General features: G+C 32.5%; 15 protein-coding genes. 9 read left to right on the top strand and 6 right to left on the bottom strand.

Annotated features, from left to right (window positions below; all coding sequences use genetic code 11):
* Positions 1–11: 11 nt before the first annotated feature.
* The 6 genes from EDB96_RS00990 to EDB96_RS00965 all read right to left on the bottom strand — a co-directional run bounded on the left by EDB96_RS00990 (position 12) and on the right by EDB96_RS00965 (position 6,043).
* On the bottom strand, positions 12–539 hold the full coding sequence (locus EDB96_RS00990) for a hypothetical protein (RefSeq protein WP_134138806.1): 528 nt from the start codon (positions 537–539) through the stop codon (positions 12–14).
* Between the two features lie 17 nt (positions 540–556).
* Positions 557–1,537, bottom strand: coding sequence for a hypothetical protein (locus EDB96_RS00985; RefSeq protein ID WP_057115478.1), 981 nt, complete (start codon positions 1,535–1,537; stop codon positions 557–559).
* Positions 1,538–3,226: a DUF6909 family protein gene (locus EDB96_RS00980; protein ID WP_113676991.1), complete on the bottom strand. Its 1,689-nt coding sequence runs from the start codon at positions 3,224–3,226 to the stop codon at positions 1,538–1,540.
* A gap of 120 nt (positions 3,227–3,346) precedes the next feature.
* Positions 3,347–4,027, bottom strand: a complete 681-nt coding sequence (locus tag EDB96_RS00975; protein ID WP_057115476.1) for a hypothetical protein — start codon at positions 4,025–4,027, stop codon at positions 3,347–3,349.
* A 13-nt stretch (positions 4,028–4,040) separates the two neighbouring features.
* Entirely contained in the window at positions 4,041–5,525 is a 1,485-nt protein-coding gene (locus tag EDB96_RS00970; RefSeq protein WP_134138805.1) for a GH3 auxin-responsive promoter family protein, read from the bottom strand.
* A gap of 11 nt (positions 5,526–5,536) precedes the next feature.
* Positions 5,537–6,043, bottom strand: coding sequence for a hypothetical protein (locus EDB96_RS00965; protein ID WP_057115474.1), 507 nt, complete (start codon positions 6,041–6,043; stop codon positions 5,537–5,539).
* A 212-nt stretch (positions 6,044–6,255) separates the two neighbouring features.
* On the opposite strand from EDB96_RS00965, the gene EDB96_RS00960 reads away from it, so the two are divergent.
* From EDB96_RS00960 to EDB96_RS00920, 9 genes are all read left to right on the top strand, one after another.
* Positions 6,256–6,432: a twin-arginine translocase TatA/TatE family subunit gene (locus tag EDB96_RS00960; protein WP_057115473.1), complete on the top strand. Its 177-nt coding sequence runs from the start codon at positions 6,256–6,258 to the stop codon at positions 6,430–6,432.
* 227 nt (positions 6,433–6,659) lie between these two features.
* On the top strand, positions 6,660–7,328 hold the full coding sequence (locus EDB96_RS00955) for a twin-arginine translocation signal domain-containing protein (RefSeq protein ID WP_134138804.1): 669 nt from the start codon (positions 6,660–6,662) through the stop codon (positions 7,326–7,328).
* Positions 7,329–7,363: 35 nt separating this feature from the next.
* Positions 7,364–7,873, top strand: a complete 510-nt coding sequence (locus tag EDB96_RS00950) for a phage tail protein (protein ID WP_134138802.1) — start codon at positions 7,364–7,366, stop codon at positions 7,871–7,873.
* A 21-nt stretch (positions 7,874–7,894) separates the two neighbouring features.
* On the top strand, positions 7,895–8,416 hold the full coding sequence (locus EDB96_RS00945; RefSeq protein ID WP_134138801.1) for a phage tail protein: 522 nt from the start codon (positions 7,895–7,897) through the stop codon (positions 8,414–8,416).
* Positions 8,417–8,524: 108 nt separating this feature from the next.
* Positions 8,525–8,977, top strand: a complete 453-nt coding sequence (locus tag EDB96_RS00940; RefSeq protein ID WP_348773906.1) for a phage tail protein — start codon at positions 8,525–8,527, stop codon at positions 8,975–8,977.
* A 13-nt stretch (positions 8,978–8,990) separates the two neighbouring features.
* Entirely contained in the window at positions 8,991–9,485 is a 495-nt protein-coding gene (locus EDB96_RS00935; protein ID WP_198530105.1) for a GNAT family N-acetyltransferase, read from the top strand.
* A gap of 27 nt (positions 9,486–9,512) precedes the next feature.
* Positions 9,513–9,812, top strand: a complete 300-nt coding sequence (locus tag EDB96_RS00930; protein WP_057115468.1) for a DUF6916 family protein — start codon at positions 9,513–9,515, stop codon at positions 9,810–9,812.
* A 23-nt stretch (positions 9,813–9,835) separates the two neighbouring features.
* The gene (locus tag EDB96_RS00925) at positions 9,836–14,686 is read left to right on the top strand and encodes an Ig-like domain-containing protein (RefSeq protein ID WP_134138800.1); all 4,851 of its coding nucleotides are present in this window, start codon (positions 9,836–9,838) and stop codon (positions 14,684–14,686) included.
* A gap of 103 nt (positions 14,687–14,789) precedes the next feature.
* Positions 14,790–16,193 (top strand): glycosyl hydrolase family 8, encoded by a 1,404-nt coding sequence (locus tag EDB96_RS00920; RefSeq protein ID WP_057115466.1) that lies wholly within the window; start codon positions 14,790–14,792, stop codon positions 16,191–16,193.
* Positions 16,194–16,201: the final 8 nt, after the last annotated feature.

The following is a 16,201-nucleotide window of genomic DNA, read 5'->3' as shown; positions in this document are numbered from 1 at the left end:
GTAGAATTACTCTATTCTTTAATTGGGTTTTTTATCTGATCAAGCTTATCTATTAGTACATCATTACCCATAAAATAAGGATCATATCCGTTATTAATTTTACTAAGCTTATAACCAAAATATACTGGATCCCATGTTATAAATTCATTTGGATAAAAATATATTTTAAAGTTATCATTATCACCGCTTATAGTATCATTTTTATATAATACAGAAATATTTTTTAGCGTAATATTTGATTGATATTCATTTTCGCTGACATCAACTCTTATATTTTTGGGTACTATTTTTTCAGGAAAATCTATTTGAATTTTCTGCATTTCTGATGAAGCATAAACGGGAGTAATTACTGAGTTTTCATCATTCCAGTCTTTATCTTTCGTTAAATAAAAAATCTGAATCCTGTCATTTTTTGCAAAGATTCCCTCCAGAATTACAGAAAAATTATCTTGTGAAGCAGCTTGGTTTTCACTTTTCTGGTTACAGGAAATTAAGGTGAAAAACAACATTAAATAAAAATAAAATGATTTTTGGCTCATTATTTTAGCGTTAGAATTTATTTGTTCAGGATAGAATATCTTTTATAAAAACTAAGAAATCGTATAGCAAAAATATACAAGAACAGAAACAAAATTGGCAATACAAATTTCATTTTTCCTTTTATAGATTTTGTTTCCTCAATATTAGTCGTGACAGAACATTCTTTTATAATTTTATCCGATTTACTAATCTGAAGTTTTAATTCTCCATTTTCTTTTATGAGTCCATCTTTGGTTTTGATAATATCGTTTAATTGTACATTTTCACTGTAATAAACGAGTTTATCATTTCTTAAGGAACTTGGTGATTCATTATTAGAAAACTTACTTAAAATACCATCTATCTGTAAAAGTATTTCTTCATTAGCTTTTACTTTTTGTTTCATATTGTTTAATGAAATCTTTTGAATTTCAACATAATATGAATCGGTGTTAAGATAATTCAATAAAGCTTTTACCGTATTGCTGTTTTTTAAAATTCCTGTTGTCGAAAAACTTATAATATAAAAAGGATAGTTTTTGCTTGTAGTTTTTTCTGTAATTATCGATTTCAAATCTCCATTTGGAGTCATTAATTTTAAAACCTCTAAATTCTGTTCATTATTATTAACAAACTTAAATACATCAACAATTGGTTCTATTTCAATTTTAGTTATTTTTGGAATTTCAGATATTCCGATTTTTTTTAAAAATACCTCATCTTTTGAGACAATCTTAGACTGAAGCAAATCAATTTTAGCATATAAATAATCGACACTGCCAAAATTTGGTGTTACAATTATTTGATTATCAAAAGTTTTCTGCGTTTTATCTAAAACCATTCCCAGACCAAACCCAGCCACAATTAAAATTAAAACTATAATCCAATTTCGAACAAAAAACTGAATTCCATTAAAAATAGAAATTTTAAGAGATTCAAAAAAATTGCCTATTTTTTTTGAAATCTTGGCCAAATCAATCTCTTGATCTTCTGAATTGTGGGGTACTTTTGTACTCATTTACACTGGTTCTTTTATATTGAAAATCTGTTCAAGAATTTTTATTGTAATCAAATAAGTTGGTTTTACTCCTGTTGTTCCTAATCCGCCTGATGCTAATGTACTTCCTGTTTCTAGCGGGTTATCTGAAGCGTAATAAGCATAACGAACTTTAATATCATGCGGCACACTTTTTCTAATTTTAGATGCCGACTGAATTGCTTTTTGGTAATAAGATCCTTCCATTTCAAGACCAATTACGCCCCAAGTTGATTCATGGAAAAATTTTAATAAATCTCTATTTTGTAAAGATGTTCCAAGAACGGTAACCATCGCACCTTCATAAATGTCAATATCATTTCCTTCAAACATAGCGCCTGTAAGTTCATTTTCAAAGAAATAATTATCTGCTGTACCCTCGTTTATATGTGCCGTCGGGATCATGATATCTCCTTTTCCACCTTCTAGAATTCCAGCTTTACCCATAATAGAAACCGATTTTACATTTAGTAAAGTCTCTTTCTTAAATGGTTTCAAAAGTTCATCGATAGTTTCATAAGCTTGTTCTCCAAAAGCATAATCCATTACAATGATAACTGGTTTTTCTTCGTCGATATTAGCATAAGAAAATGCCGTTTTCGACCAGTCAATTTTCGCCGTATCAAAAATCTGAACGTCGATATTCGTTCCAGAAGTATCTGGAAGCGAAATCATTCCGTTTTTAAGAGCCAATTCTTCAACTTGCCCTCTAATTTCTTTTGATCCTGAACTGCTTAGTTCTTCGTAAATAAAGAAATCTGTTTTTCCTTTAAATTTTGTTTTTAATAACGGCGTTGCAAAAATCGAATTCATGACACTGTGCATATTCGCACTAATGACGTGAATTGGTCTTTTCAGCAAATCGTTTGCTTTAAGAACTTCCTTGATATTTGTTGCCCAGATTTCTCCGTGAATATGATGCCCTAAACGCTCGCGTAAAACCGGGCTAAAAGTAATTGTACGTTTATTATTCTCAACAATCTCTTCGATTGCCAATTTTCCTAACCAATAAATAACATGCAGGAAACGATCTGGCGCATTTTCAGAACCAAAAGCATCGTAAATATCTAAAACTTCCTCGAAAGTTCTTGCTAAAATATTAGCAACGTGAGAAATAGCTTTTTCTTTTTCGACTTGAGAAAGCTTTTTGGTCTGCATAACTGCTTGTTCCAATTTCTGCCAGTCGCGAGAAACTTCTCCTCCATCATCAATTAAAACTCTATTTTTAATTTTATGAGATTCAATAAAAATGAAAGTCAAATGCGTTAGAATGTCATAGATATCAGAGCGTCCGCGTGTAATTTCTACGTTCATTTGTTCTTCGTCGATTCTGTAGCAGTTTCTTCTTCTTTTTGGAGGAACAATTGCCTGAAAATGCGATTTAGAATATCCTTCGTCCGAAGTTAAATTGATAAAACGGCATTGTTCGATTCCAATTGGTAAACGCTCAATAACGTATAAAAGTCCGTTAAGTTCTACTTTTTCTTCGGCTATATTTCCGTAGATTTCAGGACGTAATGCTAATAATGATTCTCGTAAGCTGTCGCCAGAAACTCCCATTGGTTTGTAAAAACCACGGTTGAATAAATGGCGCATTGTAATGTACATTTTTTCTATAGCCGCAGATGATTCCTGCGCTCTAGATCTTGATATATGTTTGGTTTCTTTCATACTTTTTGATTTTATAAATCTTCTATATAGAAGATATAATATGTACTTTGATTAACGAAAATACTAATTAAATAATAATTTACTCTGAAATCATTATTTCCAAATCAATATCATTAATCTTTAATCTATAATTTTTTCAATTTTTAATAACTTCAGAAATATATCACACTCTTCCTTATTTTTCCCATAAATGTGAATATAAAAAGAATGTTCATGGAGCCATAGTCCTTTATTAATTACTAAACTTCCATTAGATATCCATTTATTAAATTTATCATTTGAAGAATCATAGATAGTAAAACTTTTAACTAATTCATCAAATCGAGTAAAATCTAATAAATTATAGTATCCAGGATGTTCATATTTTTTATTTTGTTTAACTAAATCAATGAACGCATAATTTTCAATAAACTTTTCAAATGAAGTATATAAAATATTTACAGTTTCGTTATTGTTATTATAAGTGCAAATTTCACCTTTATCACTGATTACAAACCAAAACTGAGCCGTTTGATGATCTCCACAAAAAAAATAATAAGTATTTTCGATTATCAAATATTCGATTTCATTATTATTCTTAATATCAGTTTTAGAAACTAAAAAAGCATTGAAATTTGAAGATTCATCATTTTCAATTTTTAACTCTATTCCCGAGAATTTCAATTGGAATTCTATTATTTTTTCAAACTTGGGAATATTATGTACCTCAAAATATTTTATTAAGTCATCCGCATTTATTACAAATTCTTCATTTCTCTTTAATTTAGAGAAATATCTATCAGCATTATTTGACAACTTCATTTTATAATAATTTCTACTTTAAATTATCCGCAATATCTCTATTATTCGACAATCTCGGAATTTTATTCTGTCCGCCCAATTTTCCCTGTGATTTCATATAATCCTGAAATCCGTTTTTAGAAACTTTAGTAACCACGACTTTTCTTAAAACATTTCCAGTAATCAAATCATCGTAATAAATGTTTTGCTTGCGCATTGAATTGTCAATAGTTTCGGCAAAAACTTCCATGTTTTCTGGCTCATTTTCAAATTCAACCAACCATTCGTGATATGGAAGTCCGTTTGAAGGATTAATTTGCGGCGCTACCGTGAATTCGTTAATTACAATATTAGTCGATGCAACGGCTTCTTTCATTGCATTTTCTACTTCATTAGCAATTACATGTTCGCCAAAAGCCGAAATATAATGCTTAATACGTCCAGAAACTATAACACGATATGGAGATAAAGATGTAAACTGAACAGTATCTCCGATATTATAACGCCAAAGTCCTGCATTGGTCGAAATAATCAAAACGTAGTTTACTCCTACCTCAACTTCCCCAATTGTATATACTTTCGGATTTTCGTTAAAAAATTCGTCTGCTTTTATGAACTCGTAGAAAATTCCTGAATTCAACAATAAAAGCATTCCTTTTTCTTTCTGAGAATCCTGATAGGCAAAAAATCCTTCAGAGGCCGGAAATAATTCTATACTATCTACCTTTCTGCCAATCATGTTTTCGAACTTTGCACGATATGGTTCGTAATTAACGCCCCCATAAATAAACAGATTAAAATTTTTAAAAATATCGCCTATTTTCTTCCCGCCGCTTTTTTGCTGCAAACGTTCAAAATACATCTGAACCCAAGACGGAATTCCAGAAATCACCGACATATCTTCTTTAATTGTTTCGTCTACAATTGCATCTACTTTGGTTTCCCAATCTTCAATGCAATTGGTTTCCCAAGATGGCATTCTATTTTTCTGGAGATATTTAGGAACAAAATGCGCTACAATTCCAGAAAGCCTCCCAAATTTGATTCCATATTTTTCAGTCAGAATAGGGCTTCCCTGCAAAAAGATCATTTTTCCGTCAACAAAATCGACATTTCCGGTTTCATGAACATAATGTAAGATGGCATTTCGAGCAGCTTCAATATGATAGGGCATGGATTCTTTCGTCAGCGGAATAAATTTTGCGCCCGAAGTTGTTCCCGAAGTTTTAGCAAAATATATGGGCTTTCCTTTCCATAAAATATCTTCTTCTCCTTTTACAACTTTTTCTATATAAGGTTTTAAATCTTCATAATCTCGTACCGGAACATTTTTCTGAAAATCTTCAATTGTATTTATTTCATCAAAACGATGGTCTTTACCAAAACTTGTTCCTTTTGCCTCTTTTATTAATTTCTTAAAGATTCTCTGTTGGGTTTCGACTGGTTTTTGTGCCCAAGTTTGTGTTTGATGGTATATTTTACTGGCAAATAATTTTGCCGCGATTCCTTTAATTGACATTTGATGTGGTATTATTTTTTGTCACTTTTCTTTTTGTCCTTCGATTTGGTGTTTTGTTCCTTTTCAGTTGCTGCGACTTCTTCTCTTAATTTAATTTCAGCATCAGAAGCTTTCATGTTTAAATCTGATGGATCTACAACTGTTTCTGCTAAAATAGAATCTTTGTTAAATTTTGAATATTCTAATTCTCCTTTTAATACTTTTTGAACTCCTTTAATATAAGCTTCATTTTGTTTTAAAGCTGTTTCTAGTGAATCTGATTTAATTGCCAATTTCGTAGCATTTCTTTTTAATTCGGTAGAAGAATATCCTGGAATAAACTCGCGAAGCGGTGTAAAGGCTATTATGAAAGTTGTAATTAGAATTAAAAAAATACCTCCTAAAGTAAATGTCACAAATACATTCATTAAAGTAAGTCTAAAGGAAAATATTTCTTCAAAAGTATCCTCATTCAAAACTACCAGCCGATTTTTGATGAATAATTTTTTCCTTAGATTTTTCTTTTTTTTCTTAGCCATTATACTTCTTTATTCAAGCAAATATAGTAATTAATCATATTGATAATGCCCCGTTAATTTCTCCAAATTTGCTTAATATAGCATTTTATAAAATATTTAACGTGGTATAAGACAAATATTTTAAACCAAAAATACTTTTAGTTCGTATATTTCTATATACCTTTGCGGTGAAAACTTAATAATCAATTTGCTTCGGCATTAAATATACAGTCATGGGAAGATTAGGTCTTACAGAAATCCTTGTTATAGTAGGTATTGTGATATTACTTTTTGGAGGTAAAAAAATTCCAGAATTAATGAAAGGTTTAGGAAGTGGAATTAAGGAATTTAAAAACGCTGCTAAAGACGATCAACCTGCTGCTAAAAAACAAGAGGAAGAAACAAAATAGTAACCTTCAACTTATTAATTAATCCCAGACTATAAATTATAGTCTGGGATTTTTTTGTGCTAAAAATCCCAGTAAATACAAAATTTTAGCTTATAAGTGTTTTCTTTAAAAAATAAAAAAAGCAACGTAGTTATACGGTTTTTATTGTTCTTTTAACATAATTTTATCATTTGCATTTTTCTTTTACTTATTTTTATCAAGAATTTGTAACTGATAAGCAGATAATTATGATTAATTCAACACGTAGGAGTTTTATAAAAAACGTTGGCATTGCAGGAGCTGCAACATTATTCAGCAGTTCTCTTATTGCCCAAAATACCTTTACAGACTTTTGGGATTTAAAGCATTCAAATGAGGAAAATATTCTATCAAAGTTTTTAAAATTATCCGCTTCAAGTACTTTTCAACTTGACCATTCTTTGCAGGAATGCTATGCTAAAGGTATTATAACTTGGCAAAAAAATGGATATGAAGCAGCTTCAGATGTTTGTTACAGTTCTCAAGATGGTTTTTTAAAAATGTTTCCAATGCATCTTCATACCGAAACAACTGGAAAAATAGATGATGTTTTATTGTGTTTTGGAAAAAATGAAAACGGCGAATGGAAACCTGTAAAATCTTTATCAGGTTTTGATTTGGAAGCGATTTCTCATGCAATGACAGAATTAAAGAAAAATAATCCTAATGTTGATTTATCAAAATATTTATTTCCTGCTCCAACGCAGCAATTAAATCCGTATTCTTTTGATACACAAAAAGGAAGCGTTTCTTTGCAAACTATTTTAGCTTCAGATCAAACTTCAACAAAAATTATCATAAAAGAAGGTAGTTCTATTGTATATCAAAAAGAAGTTATTTCTCAGCATAAGCTTACTGTTAATTCTTTTTTGATTTAAAAAAAATCTTCTTTAACCTATAAATAGTCAAAATTATGGCACAACCTTTTTTAGGAGAAATACGCATCATGTCATTTAACTTTGCTCCAAAAAACTGGGCGATGTGTAATGGACAGCTTTTACCGATAAATCAAAACCAAGCTTTGTTTTCATTATTGGGAACGATGTATGGTGGAGATGGAAGAGTTAATTTTGCTTTACCTAATTTACGCGGCAGGACCCCTATTCATTTTGGAAATGGACATATTATTGGTGAACAAGCTGGCGAATATGCACATACCTTAAATATTTCTGAGCTGCCACAGCATACTCATGCCTTGAAGGTGAAAACAGATGCAGTAAATACAAATATTCCTGCTTCTGCAAATTATTTAGGAAATACAGCTCCAAATTTAGTTTATAGCGGCCAAAGTCAAAATTTTACTGCTATGAACTCTGGATCAATTACAAATGTGGGTGGAAGTCAGGCACATTTAAATATGCAGCCTTTCTTAACGTTGAATTTTTGTATTTCGTTAGTAGGTATTTTTCCAAGTCAAAATTAAAATAATTAGAAAAAATTAGATATGTCACAACCTTACATTGGTGAAATCAGAATGTTTGCGGGAAATTTTGCTCCTAACGGATGGCAATTTTGTGAAGGACAAATTCTCCCTATTTCGGAAAATGAAACGCTATTTCAATTAATTGGTACTACGTATGGAGGTGACGGCCAAAGTACATTTGCACTACCCGATTTAAGAGGCAGAGTTCCTATACATACGGGTAATGCTAATTATGGTACAAACTTTACATTAGCAGAAACAGGTGGTGCTGAAGAAGTGACTCTTACTGTTAATCAAATTCCTGCGCATAGTCATTCATTATTGGCGGCAACAGATTTAGCAGATACTGCAAGCGCTGCAAGCTCTCAATTAAGTACAACTCCGCCGGGAAGTAAAATGTATTCAAGTGCTAATCCTACAACAGCTTTAAACTCAGCTGTAATAACTCCAGTTGGAGGTAATCAGCCACATACTAATTTTCAGCCGTATTTGTGCATCAATTTTATTATCTCTTTGTTTGGAATATTTCCTAGTCAAACTTAAAAATTTAAAGTTTAATTTTTTTTAATAAACAAAAACGATATATCTATGGATCAATTTGTTGCCGAGATACGCCTGTTCCCATTTAACTTTGCACCCACAGGTTGGGCTATGTGTAATGGCCAATTATTACCCATATCTCAAAATACAGCACTTTTCTCTTTACTGGGGACAACTTATGGAGGTGATGGAAAAAGTAATTTTGCATTACCCGATTTACAAGGGAGTGTACCAATGCACCCCGGACAAGGTCCTGGTTTATCATTACATAATCTGGGAGAAATTGGTGGATCTGAAACGGTTACTTTACTAGAATCTGAAATTCCATTGCATACTCATTCATTAATGGCGGCTACTTTAAATTCTCAATCAACTTCTCCCGCTAATAATAGTTTAGGTCGAGGTAATCCTATAAGAGTTTATACTAATGCTGGTACAGATGCTCTTATGGGAGAAAAGACAATTGCTACCAGTGGATCGAGCATCCCTCACAATAATATGATGCCTTATTTGACAATGAATTTTTGTATCGCTCTTCAAGGAATTTTTCCTCAAAGACCCTAATTTTATTAATGATTTGGAATTAGAAATAAAAGATATTGGTTTTCGCAGCATTGAGGAAATGGACATGCCACTTCTTCGTGAAATATATGGCAGTACACGTCAAGAAGAATTAGATAAAGGAACGAATTGGAATGATGAACAAAAAAAGCTTTTTATTGACCAGCAGTTTTATGCTCAACATCAATATTATCAGAAAACTTTTTTAAAAACTAAATACTATATAATTGAAAAAGAGAATATACCAATCGGAAGATTATATATTGATTTTTCTTTTGAAAACGAAGGGATTAAAATTATAGACATTACAATATTACCAGAGTGGCGAAATAAAAGTATTGGCAGCTCTATTTTAAAAGAAATTTTGAAAAAAGCGGCTGATCATAACCGAAGTGTAGAGATACATGTAGAAGTTTTTAACCCTGCGATGGAATTATACAAAAGATTAGGATTTAAAAAAATAAGCGAAACAAATGGAGTTTATCATTTAATGGAATGGACCTCTAAATAATTGAAATATAACGACTAACTATACTCTATGGATATAACTTTACTCTCTGTAAATAACTTTAATTCATTACTTAATACAATTTTTGTCATTAAAATTTCGGAAGAAGTTCAGCTTGACGCGGAATTAATTTCGGCAACAGAATTCAACAGTTATTCTCCCTTAGAAAGAACTCCATTTTCTTTAGTTTTTCGTACTCAACAAAAAGATGAATATTACGAGCAGGGTATTTTTACTGTAATCCACCCTCAAGAAGGCAATTTAGAATTATTTCTGACTCCACTTGGTTTTGATGAAGTGGGAATGAAATATGAAGCAGTATTTTCTTAATCAGGCAATTTAAAGCAAAAAAAATGAAAAATAACAAACTCTTAGTTGTAATAATATTATTAGGATTTCTAAGCTTCGGTATGAAATACAATAGTATTATCAAGAAAAATGTTGTTGCCCCTATAGTTGAAAGTTTAGCAAAAGCTGAAATAACTTTTATTAATCAAAAAGAAGAAAAAAATAAAGGTAAAAAGCCTGAGATTAAGAAAATCCAGAAAACTACCTCTGCAGTTGCTGCAACTGTTACTGTAACAAATGCTGTAGCTGTAAATGGTGGTGGAAATGCACAACCTGGTTCTCAGCTTGATTATACTATTACAATTACAAACACGGGCGCAGATGATGCATTAGGAACCACTTTTCAGGATATATTAGATTCAAATTTAACCTTAGTGCCTAATTCTTTTAAAGCCACTCCAATTGGTAATAATGATTCTTATTCTTGTATAGGAAATGTTGGTATTACTGTAAATGCTGCACAAGGAGTTTTAGTAAATGATATAAGTCCAGACGGAACAACTTTAACCGCTGGTGTTTTAACTAATCCGACAAACGGAACTGTTAATCTGGCATCAAATGGCTCTTTTACCTATAATTCTAATGCAGGATATTCTGGAGCGGATAGTTTTACTTACACTGTAACAACTGGAAGCGGAAAAACCTCAACAGCCACAGTAAACATTACTGTTACTACACCTATCATATTTGTTAACGGAGCCGCTGCAACAGCAGGAAACGGTACTTTGGCTACACCTTATAAAGCTTTAAGCAGTATTACAGGTACAAGCGCAAATCCTATTTTTATATATAGTGGAACAGCTCTTGGAACTTTGAATTTAAATAATGATCAAAAAGTAATTGGCCAAGGTGCGGCGCTAAGTTTAGTTTCTATATTAAGCCTTACAGTGCCAAGTTATAGTAACACACTCCCTTCAACAGCAGGAACAAATCCTATTATTGCAGGTATTAATTTAAAAGCAAATAATGATATTCAGGCTGTAGCAATGACTGGAACCTTGTCTGGGTCTGCTGTTGGTAATTTAAAAATCAAAAATGCTACGATTAGTGTAACAAATGGTCAAGCTGTAAGTATTGGTAATGCAAGTACAGCAAGTACAATAGATTGCGTTTTTCAAAGTATTTCTTGTAATAATGCTGTAAAAGGAATCTCGGTTACAAATGCTGCAGGAAATTTTCAAATAACAGGAACTGGAACTACAGCAGGATCTGGAGGTACTATTTTAAATATTCAAGATAGAGGTGTTGAATTTATTTCATGTGCCAATATCTCACTTAAAAACATGAATTTTACGAATGCAAATAGTTCAACTTCAATCGCAAGTAATCCAGAAGATGATAACAGCAGTTCTTTTGGAGCGATGTTTTTTAAATCTATTTCTGGTGGTGTTACTTTAGATAACATTGCTATTACAGGAACAACTAATTCTATGGGTATTAACCTTAATAATGTTACTAATTTTGCTTTAAGTAATAGTACATTAACTGGTTGCGGAAGTTATAATGGCGGAAATGTAAATGTCGGCGGAATATTTGCTCTTAACTTAAAAGGAACTTGCTCCATAACCAACACAAATGTAAATGACTCTTGGGGACGAGGCTTTTTTGGATTTAATGGACTTCTTTCTCAGAATCCAAATCTTTCATTGGCCGTTACAGGATGTCAATTTAAAAATTCTTTCAATAAATCAAACGGAGATAGTAACTTTATTTTTCAGGCTAAAGGGAGCACCATTAACAATTTAGTTTTTAAGAAAAATGATTTTTCGAATTCTAAAAGTACTGGTTTAGCACTAAACTTTTATGGAACATCTTCAAATACTTTACAAATAGGTGGTAATAATGCTGCTACAGATGCAAATACTATAAATGCAGCAACCTCTAGTCCAGGAAGCAGTGGTTTATCATTACAAGTAAATGAATCTGCAACTGTAAATTATAATATTATAAACAATACTATAAAATCAAGTTATAATGCCCTTTATACATGCAATGTTGGAAATCAAGGATCTGGAACTGTTAAAGGACGAATAAATAATAATATCATTGATGCAGGTGGTGTATCATCTTCTACTACTGCAATTACTGTTTCTGCATACGGAAGTGCCAAACATATTACTGAAATAATTGGTAACACCATTACCAATGCTGGTACTTATGGTATTTCTTCTGAGGCAAATGATAATAATACAGTAAGTACTGCTAGAATCGATGCTACAATTAAAAATAATAACATATCGCTTATTAACGGTAGCTATGCTCATATAGCAATAGTATCTTATGCTGATAATAATTCAAGTAACATGATAAGTGCTGCCAATATAACAGGAAACATAACAAACGCTCCTACTGGATTAATAGCAGGAACATTTGATGTTGTCTCTCAAGGTACAAATTCTCAAGTAATATTGCAGGGTACAGCTGCCTTTGTTCCTGGAACAAATTTTACCAATAATTCTGTGCAGCTAAAAACATTCTGGGACGCAAATAATAGCACTGGGACAGCATTACATGAGCCTCCATATACTGGAAAAATAGTTTCAGGTACAGTTACTGCTCCTGATAATGCTTCAGCTTCAAAAATGGCTCCTACTCAAACCGTTCCTACAGAAGAAACAGCTCCAACAGTAGAAACTGTTGCTGCAAATCTCCAAAACAATAATTCAGTTACTGCAAAAAGTGCATCTGCTGCTGCAACTGCAACAACACTTTCTGCTGGACCATTTACTTTACCAGCAGGAAAATCTACAGTAATTACATTTAGTGCAACAATTAATGCTGCTGCGACATTACCACAAAACACTTGTTCTGTTACAAATCAAGCGACGGTAAGTGGTTCAAATTTTGCAACGGTAAATTCAAATATCACTACCACATCGATCAAACCAGCAAATGCTACAGTTACTACTGATACACAAAATATTACTTGTTTAGGAAGTACTGCAGTTACTTTGAATGCTGTTTGCCCGCTTAATACAACTGCTACTTGGTATACTGCAATGACTGGAGGAACAAGTTTTGCAACTGGAGCTTCCGTTTCAGCAACTCCAACGGCAAATAATACAACTTACTGCGTAGCGTGTGAAACTGCATATTGTGCAAGTGACAGAGTTTTGGTAAAAACGGTTACTGGTACACCTTCCACTGCTTCTCCACCAGAAAATGTAGTCGCGTGCGATACTTACAAATGGAGTGTAAATGGAACAACATATACTAGTTCAGGTACATATACATCGACTGTAGGCTGCGATACTAAAACGTTGAATTTAACCATAACACCTTCTACAACTTCTGCACCAGAAAATGTAGTTGCATGTGATACTTATAAATGGAGTGTTAATGGAGTAACTTATAATAGTTCTGGTACATATACAGCTACTGTTGGCTGTGATACTAAAACATTGAATTTAACCATAACACCTTCTACATCATCTCCTGTGGAAACAATTTCTAGATGTGATTCATATACTTGGCCTGTAAATGGACAAACATACACAGCTTCTGGAACTTATACAGATAAGATAGGTTGTGATACAAAAACTTTAGCATTAACAATAACTAATACAACGAATTCTACACAGACAGAATCTGTTTGTGACAGTTACACTTGGCCAGTAAATGGAGAAACATACACAACTTCTGGAACATACACAAAAACTGTAGGATGCGATACTAAAACTTTAGTATTAACAATAACTAATACTACAAGCTCTACCCAGACAGAATCTGTTTGTGACAGTTACACCTGGCCTGTAAATGGGGTAACATACACAACTTCTGGAACATACACAAAAACTATTGGTTGTGATACTAAAACTTTAGTATTAACAGTAACTTATGCAACAAATTCTACGCAGACAGAATCCGTTTGTGACAGCTACACTTGGCCTGTGAATGGAGAAACTTATACAACTTCTGGAACATACACAAAAACTGTAGGATGCGATACTAAGACTTTAGTATTAACAGTAACTAATACTACAAGTTCTACGCAGACAGAATCTGTTTGTGACAGTTACACCTGGCCTGTGAATGGGCTAACATACACAACTTCTGGAACATACACAAATACTGTGGGATGTGATACTAAAACTTTAGTATTAACAATAACTAATGCAACAAATTCTACGCAGACAGAATCTGTTTGTGACAGTTACACCTGGCCTGTGAATGGGCTAACATACACAACTTCTGGAACATACACAAATACTGTGGGATGTGATACTAAAACTTTAGTATTAACAATAACTAATGCAACAAATTCTACGCAGACAGAATTAGCTTGTGACAGTTACACTTGGCCTGTGAATGGGGTAACATACACAAATTCTGGAACTTACACTTATAGTGCTGGCTGTGATACTAAAACGTTACAATTAACTATCAACAATTCATCTGCCATTTTAAAATCTGTAAGTTTAAATTCAGGAATATTAACATCTGATCATGCAGGAGCCGTATACCAATGGTATAAATGTCCAAATACATTATTAGCTAACGAAAACAATCAATCCTTTACACCATCTGTTGTTGGAGAATATAAGGTTGAAATTACGGTGGCAGGCTGTACAATTGTTTCAGATTGTATAAATGTATCAACATTAGGTGTTGATGATTTTAAATCAGCCGAATTTAGAATGTATCCTATTCCAAGTAAAGGAATATTAAATATTGTAACTAAATATAATGGAAATTATATCATTATTGATGCTTCTGGTAAAATTGTAAAATCAGTAAATCTAGATTCAGATATTCTAAATACAATTCACATAGAAAATCTTTCTGATGGTGTTTATTTAATTAAAAACAGCAATCATAATACATTTAAAGCTCAAAAATTTATTCTAAAAAAATAATATATTTTAATATTTAAAGTAGCCCCGAATTAAAATTTAATTCGGGGTTTTTTATATCTAAAAATCTTACTTTTAGAGTCCCTAAATCTATTAAACAATAATTATGAAAAACCTACTTCTAATTACTGTTGCTTTTTTGTGCCTCAAAAGTAATGCACAAAAGCAGCCCTTTCCTGCCAATGTTGTTTTTGCGAATGGCTTGATGCCTTCACCCAAAAACAGTCTGGATGCCCAAAACAATTATGATATTTGGAAAAACAATTTTGTTGAGTCTTGTTCTAACGGAAGATACAGAGTGAAATTTGATACTTCTTCTCAAACAGTTTCTGAAGGAATTGGATACGGAATGCTCTTATCTGCTTACATGGCAGACAAAAACCTTTTTGATGGACTTTGGTTGTATTATAAAGACAATGTAAACAGCAACAAAGTAATGAACTGGAAAATTAATGGCTGTTCTGGAGCTATTGGTCAAAACGGAGCTACAGATGCAGAACTTGATGCTGCATTTGCCCTTATCGTTGCCGATTATCAATGGGGAAGCAGTGGTAACATTAACTACAAAACCGATGCGACTGCTTTAATTTCTGCTATTAAAAATTATGAAGTGGAAGCCAATACTTATGTTTTAAAACCTGGAGATCAATTCGGCGGCAGCCAAATCACAAATCCTTCTTACTTCTCGCCTGCTTATTACAGAGCATTTGGAGTTTTTACAAATGATGTCGTTTTTTGGAATCAGGTTGCAGCGAAATCTTATACGGTTATTAACAATAATCTTACTGTAAACAATGCCGTTGGCGGATTAGTTTCGGACTGGTGCGAAGCTTCTGGCGCTTATTCTGCTATAGCTGCAGCAAACGGATATAACAATTCCGGAAAAGGATATACATATGATGCTGCAAGAACTCCTTGGCGTATTGCGGTTGATTATTTATGGTATGGAAATGCCGATGCCAAAACTTATGCTAAGAAATCATCTGATTTTGTTCGTGTTAATCTTGGAGGTTCGGCAAATATTAAAGATGGATACAATCAAAACGGAACAGTAAGCGGCCAATGGCACAATGCTACTTTTGTGGGTGCATTTGCCTGTGCTGCAATGGCTGGAGAAAATCAAGCGCATTTAGATGCTTCTTACACCGATTTAAAAAACCTCAACGAACCAAACAGCTACTTCAATCACACCCTAAAAACATTATATTCTTTTTTACTAACTGGTAATTTTTATCTGCCTCCAACTGCTACTTTGTCCAATGAAAATTTTGATATTGAAAAATCTACTGTTACGCTTTTTCCAAATCCGAGCGCTGATCGAATCACAGTTAGTGCACCTGGGAAATCTACTATCTCGATAATATCTCCTTCAGGGAGTGTTATTCATCAACAAAAAACAACTTCAGAATTGACAGAAATAAATTTAGCCAACCAAGCGCGAGGAGTTTATTTGGTAAAAATATCCAATGATGATTTTAAAAACATTACCAAAAAAGTGATTTTGAAATAGTCTAAAAA

This window comes from Flavobacterium sp. S87F.05.LMB.W.Kidney.N, from assembly GCF_004366435.1.
Lineage (GTDB): Bacteria > Bacteroidota > Bacteroidia > Flavobacteriales > Flavobacteriaceae > Flavobacterium.
The sequence above is the reverse complement of the archived record's forward strand: the minus strand, read 5'-3'. Positions and strand labels throughout refer to the sequence as shown.

Excerpts from the sequence above, each read along its gene's own strand:
- EDB96_RS00990 (WP_134138806.1), bottom strand. The coding sequence starts at position 539 with ATGAGCCAAAAATCATTTTATTTTTATTTAATGTTGTTTTTCACCTTA.
- EDB96_RS00985 (WP_057115478.1), bottom strand. The coding sequence starts at position 1,537 with ATGAGTACAAAAGTACCCCACAATTCAGAAGATCAAGAGATTGATTTG.
- EDB96_RS00980 (WP_113676991.1), bottom strand. The coding sequence starts at position 3,226 with ATGAAAGAAACCAAACATATATCAAGATCTAGAGCGCAGGAATCATCT.
- EDB96_RS00975 (WP_057115476.1), bottom strand. The coding sequence starts at position 4,027 with ATGAAGTTGTCAAATAATGCTGATAGATATTTCTCTAAATTAAAGAGA.
- EDB96_RS00970 (WP_134138805.1), bottom strand. The coding sequence starts at position 5,525 with ATGTCAATTAAAGGAATCGCGGCAAAATTATTTGCCAGTAAAATATAC.
- EDB96_RS00965 (WP_057115474.1), bottom strand. The coding sequence starts at position 6,043 with ATGGCTAAGAAAAAAAAGAAAAATCTAAGGAAAAAATTATTCATCAAA.
- EDB96_RS00960 (WP_057115473.1), top strand. The coding sequence starts at position 6,256 with ATGGGAAGATTAGGTCTTACAGAAATCCTTGTTATAGTAGGTATTGTG.
- EDB96_RS00955 (WP_134138804.1), top strand. The coding sequence starts at position 6,660 with ATGATTAATTCAACACGTAGGAGTTTTATAAAAAACGTTGGCATTGCA.
- EDB96_RS00950 (WP_134138802.1), top strand. The coding sequence starts at position 7,364 with ATGGCACAACCTTTTTTAGGAGAAATACGCATCATGTCATTTAACTTT.
- EDB96_RS00945 (WP_134138801.1), top strand. The coding sequence starts at position 7,895 with ATGTCACAACCTTACATTGGTGAAATCAGAATGTTTGCGGGAAATTTT.
- EDB96_RS00940 (WP_348773906.1), top strand. The coding sequence starts at position 8,525 with ATGTGTAATGGCCAATTATTACCCATATCTCAAAATACAGCACTTTTC.
- EDB96_RS00930 (WP_057115468.1), top strand. The coding sequence starts at position 9,513 with ATGGATATAACTTTACTCTCTGTAAATAACTTTAATTCATTACTTAAT.
- EDB96_RS00925 (WP_134138800.1), top strand. The coding sequence starts at position 9,836 with ATGAAAAATAACAAACTCTTAGTTGTAATAATATTATTAGGATTTCTA.
- EDB96_RS00920 (WP_057115466.1), top strand. The coding sequence starts at position 14,790 with ATGAAAAACCTACTTCTAATTACTGTTGCTTTTTTGTGCCTCAAAAGT.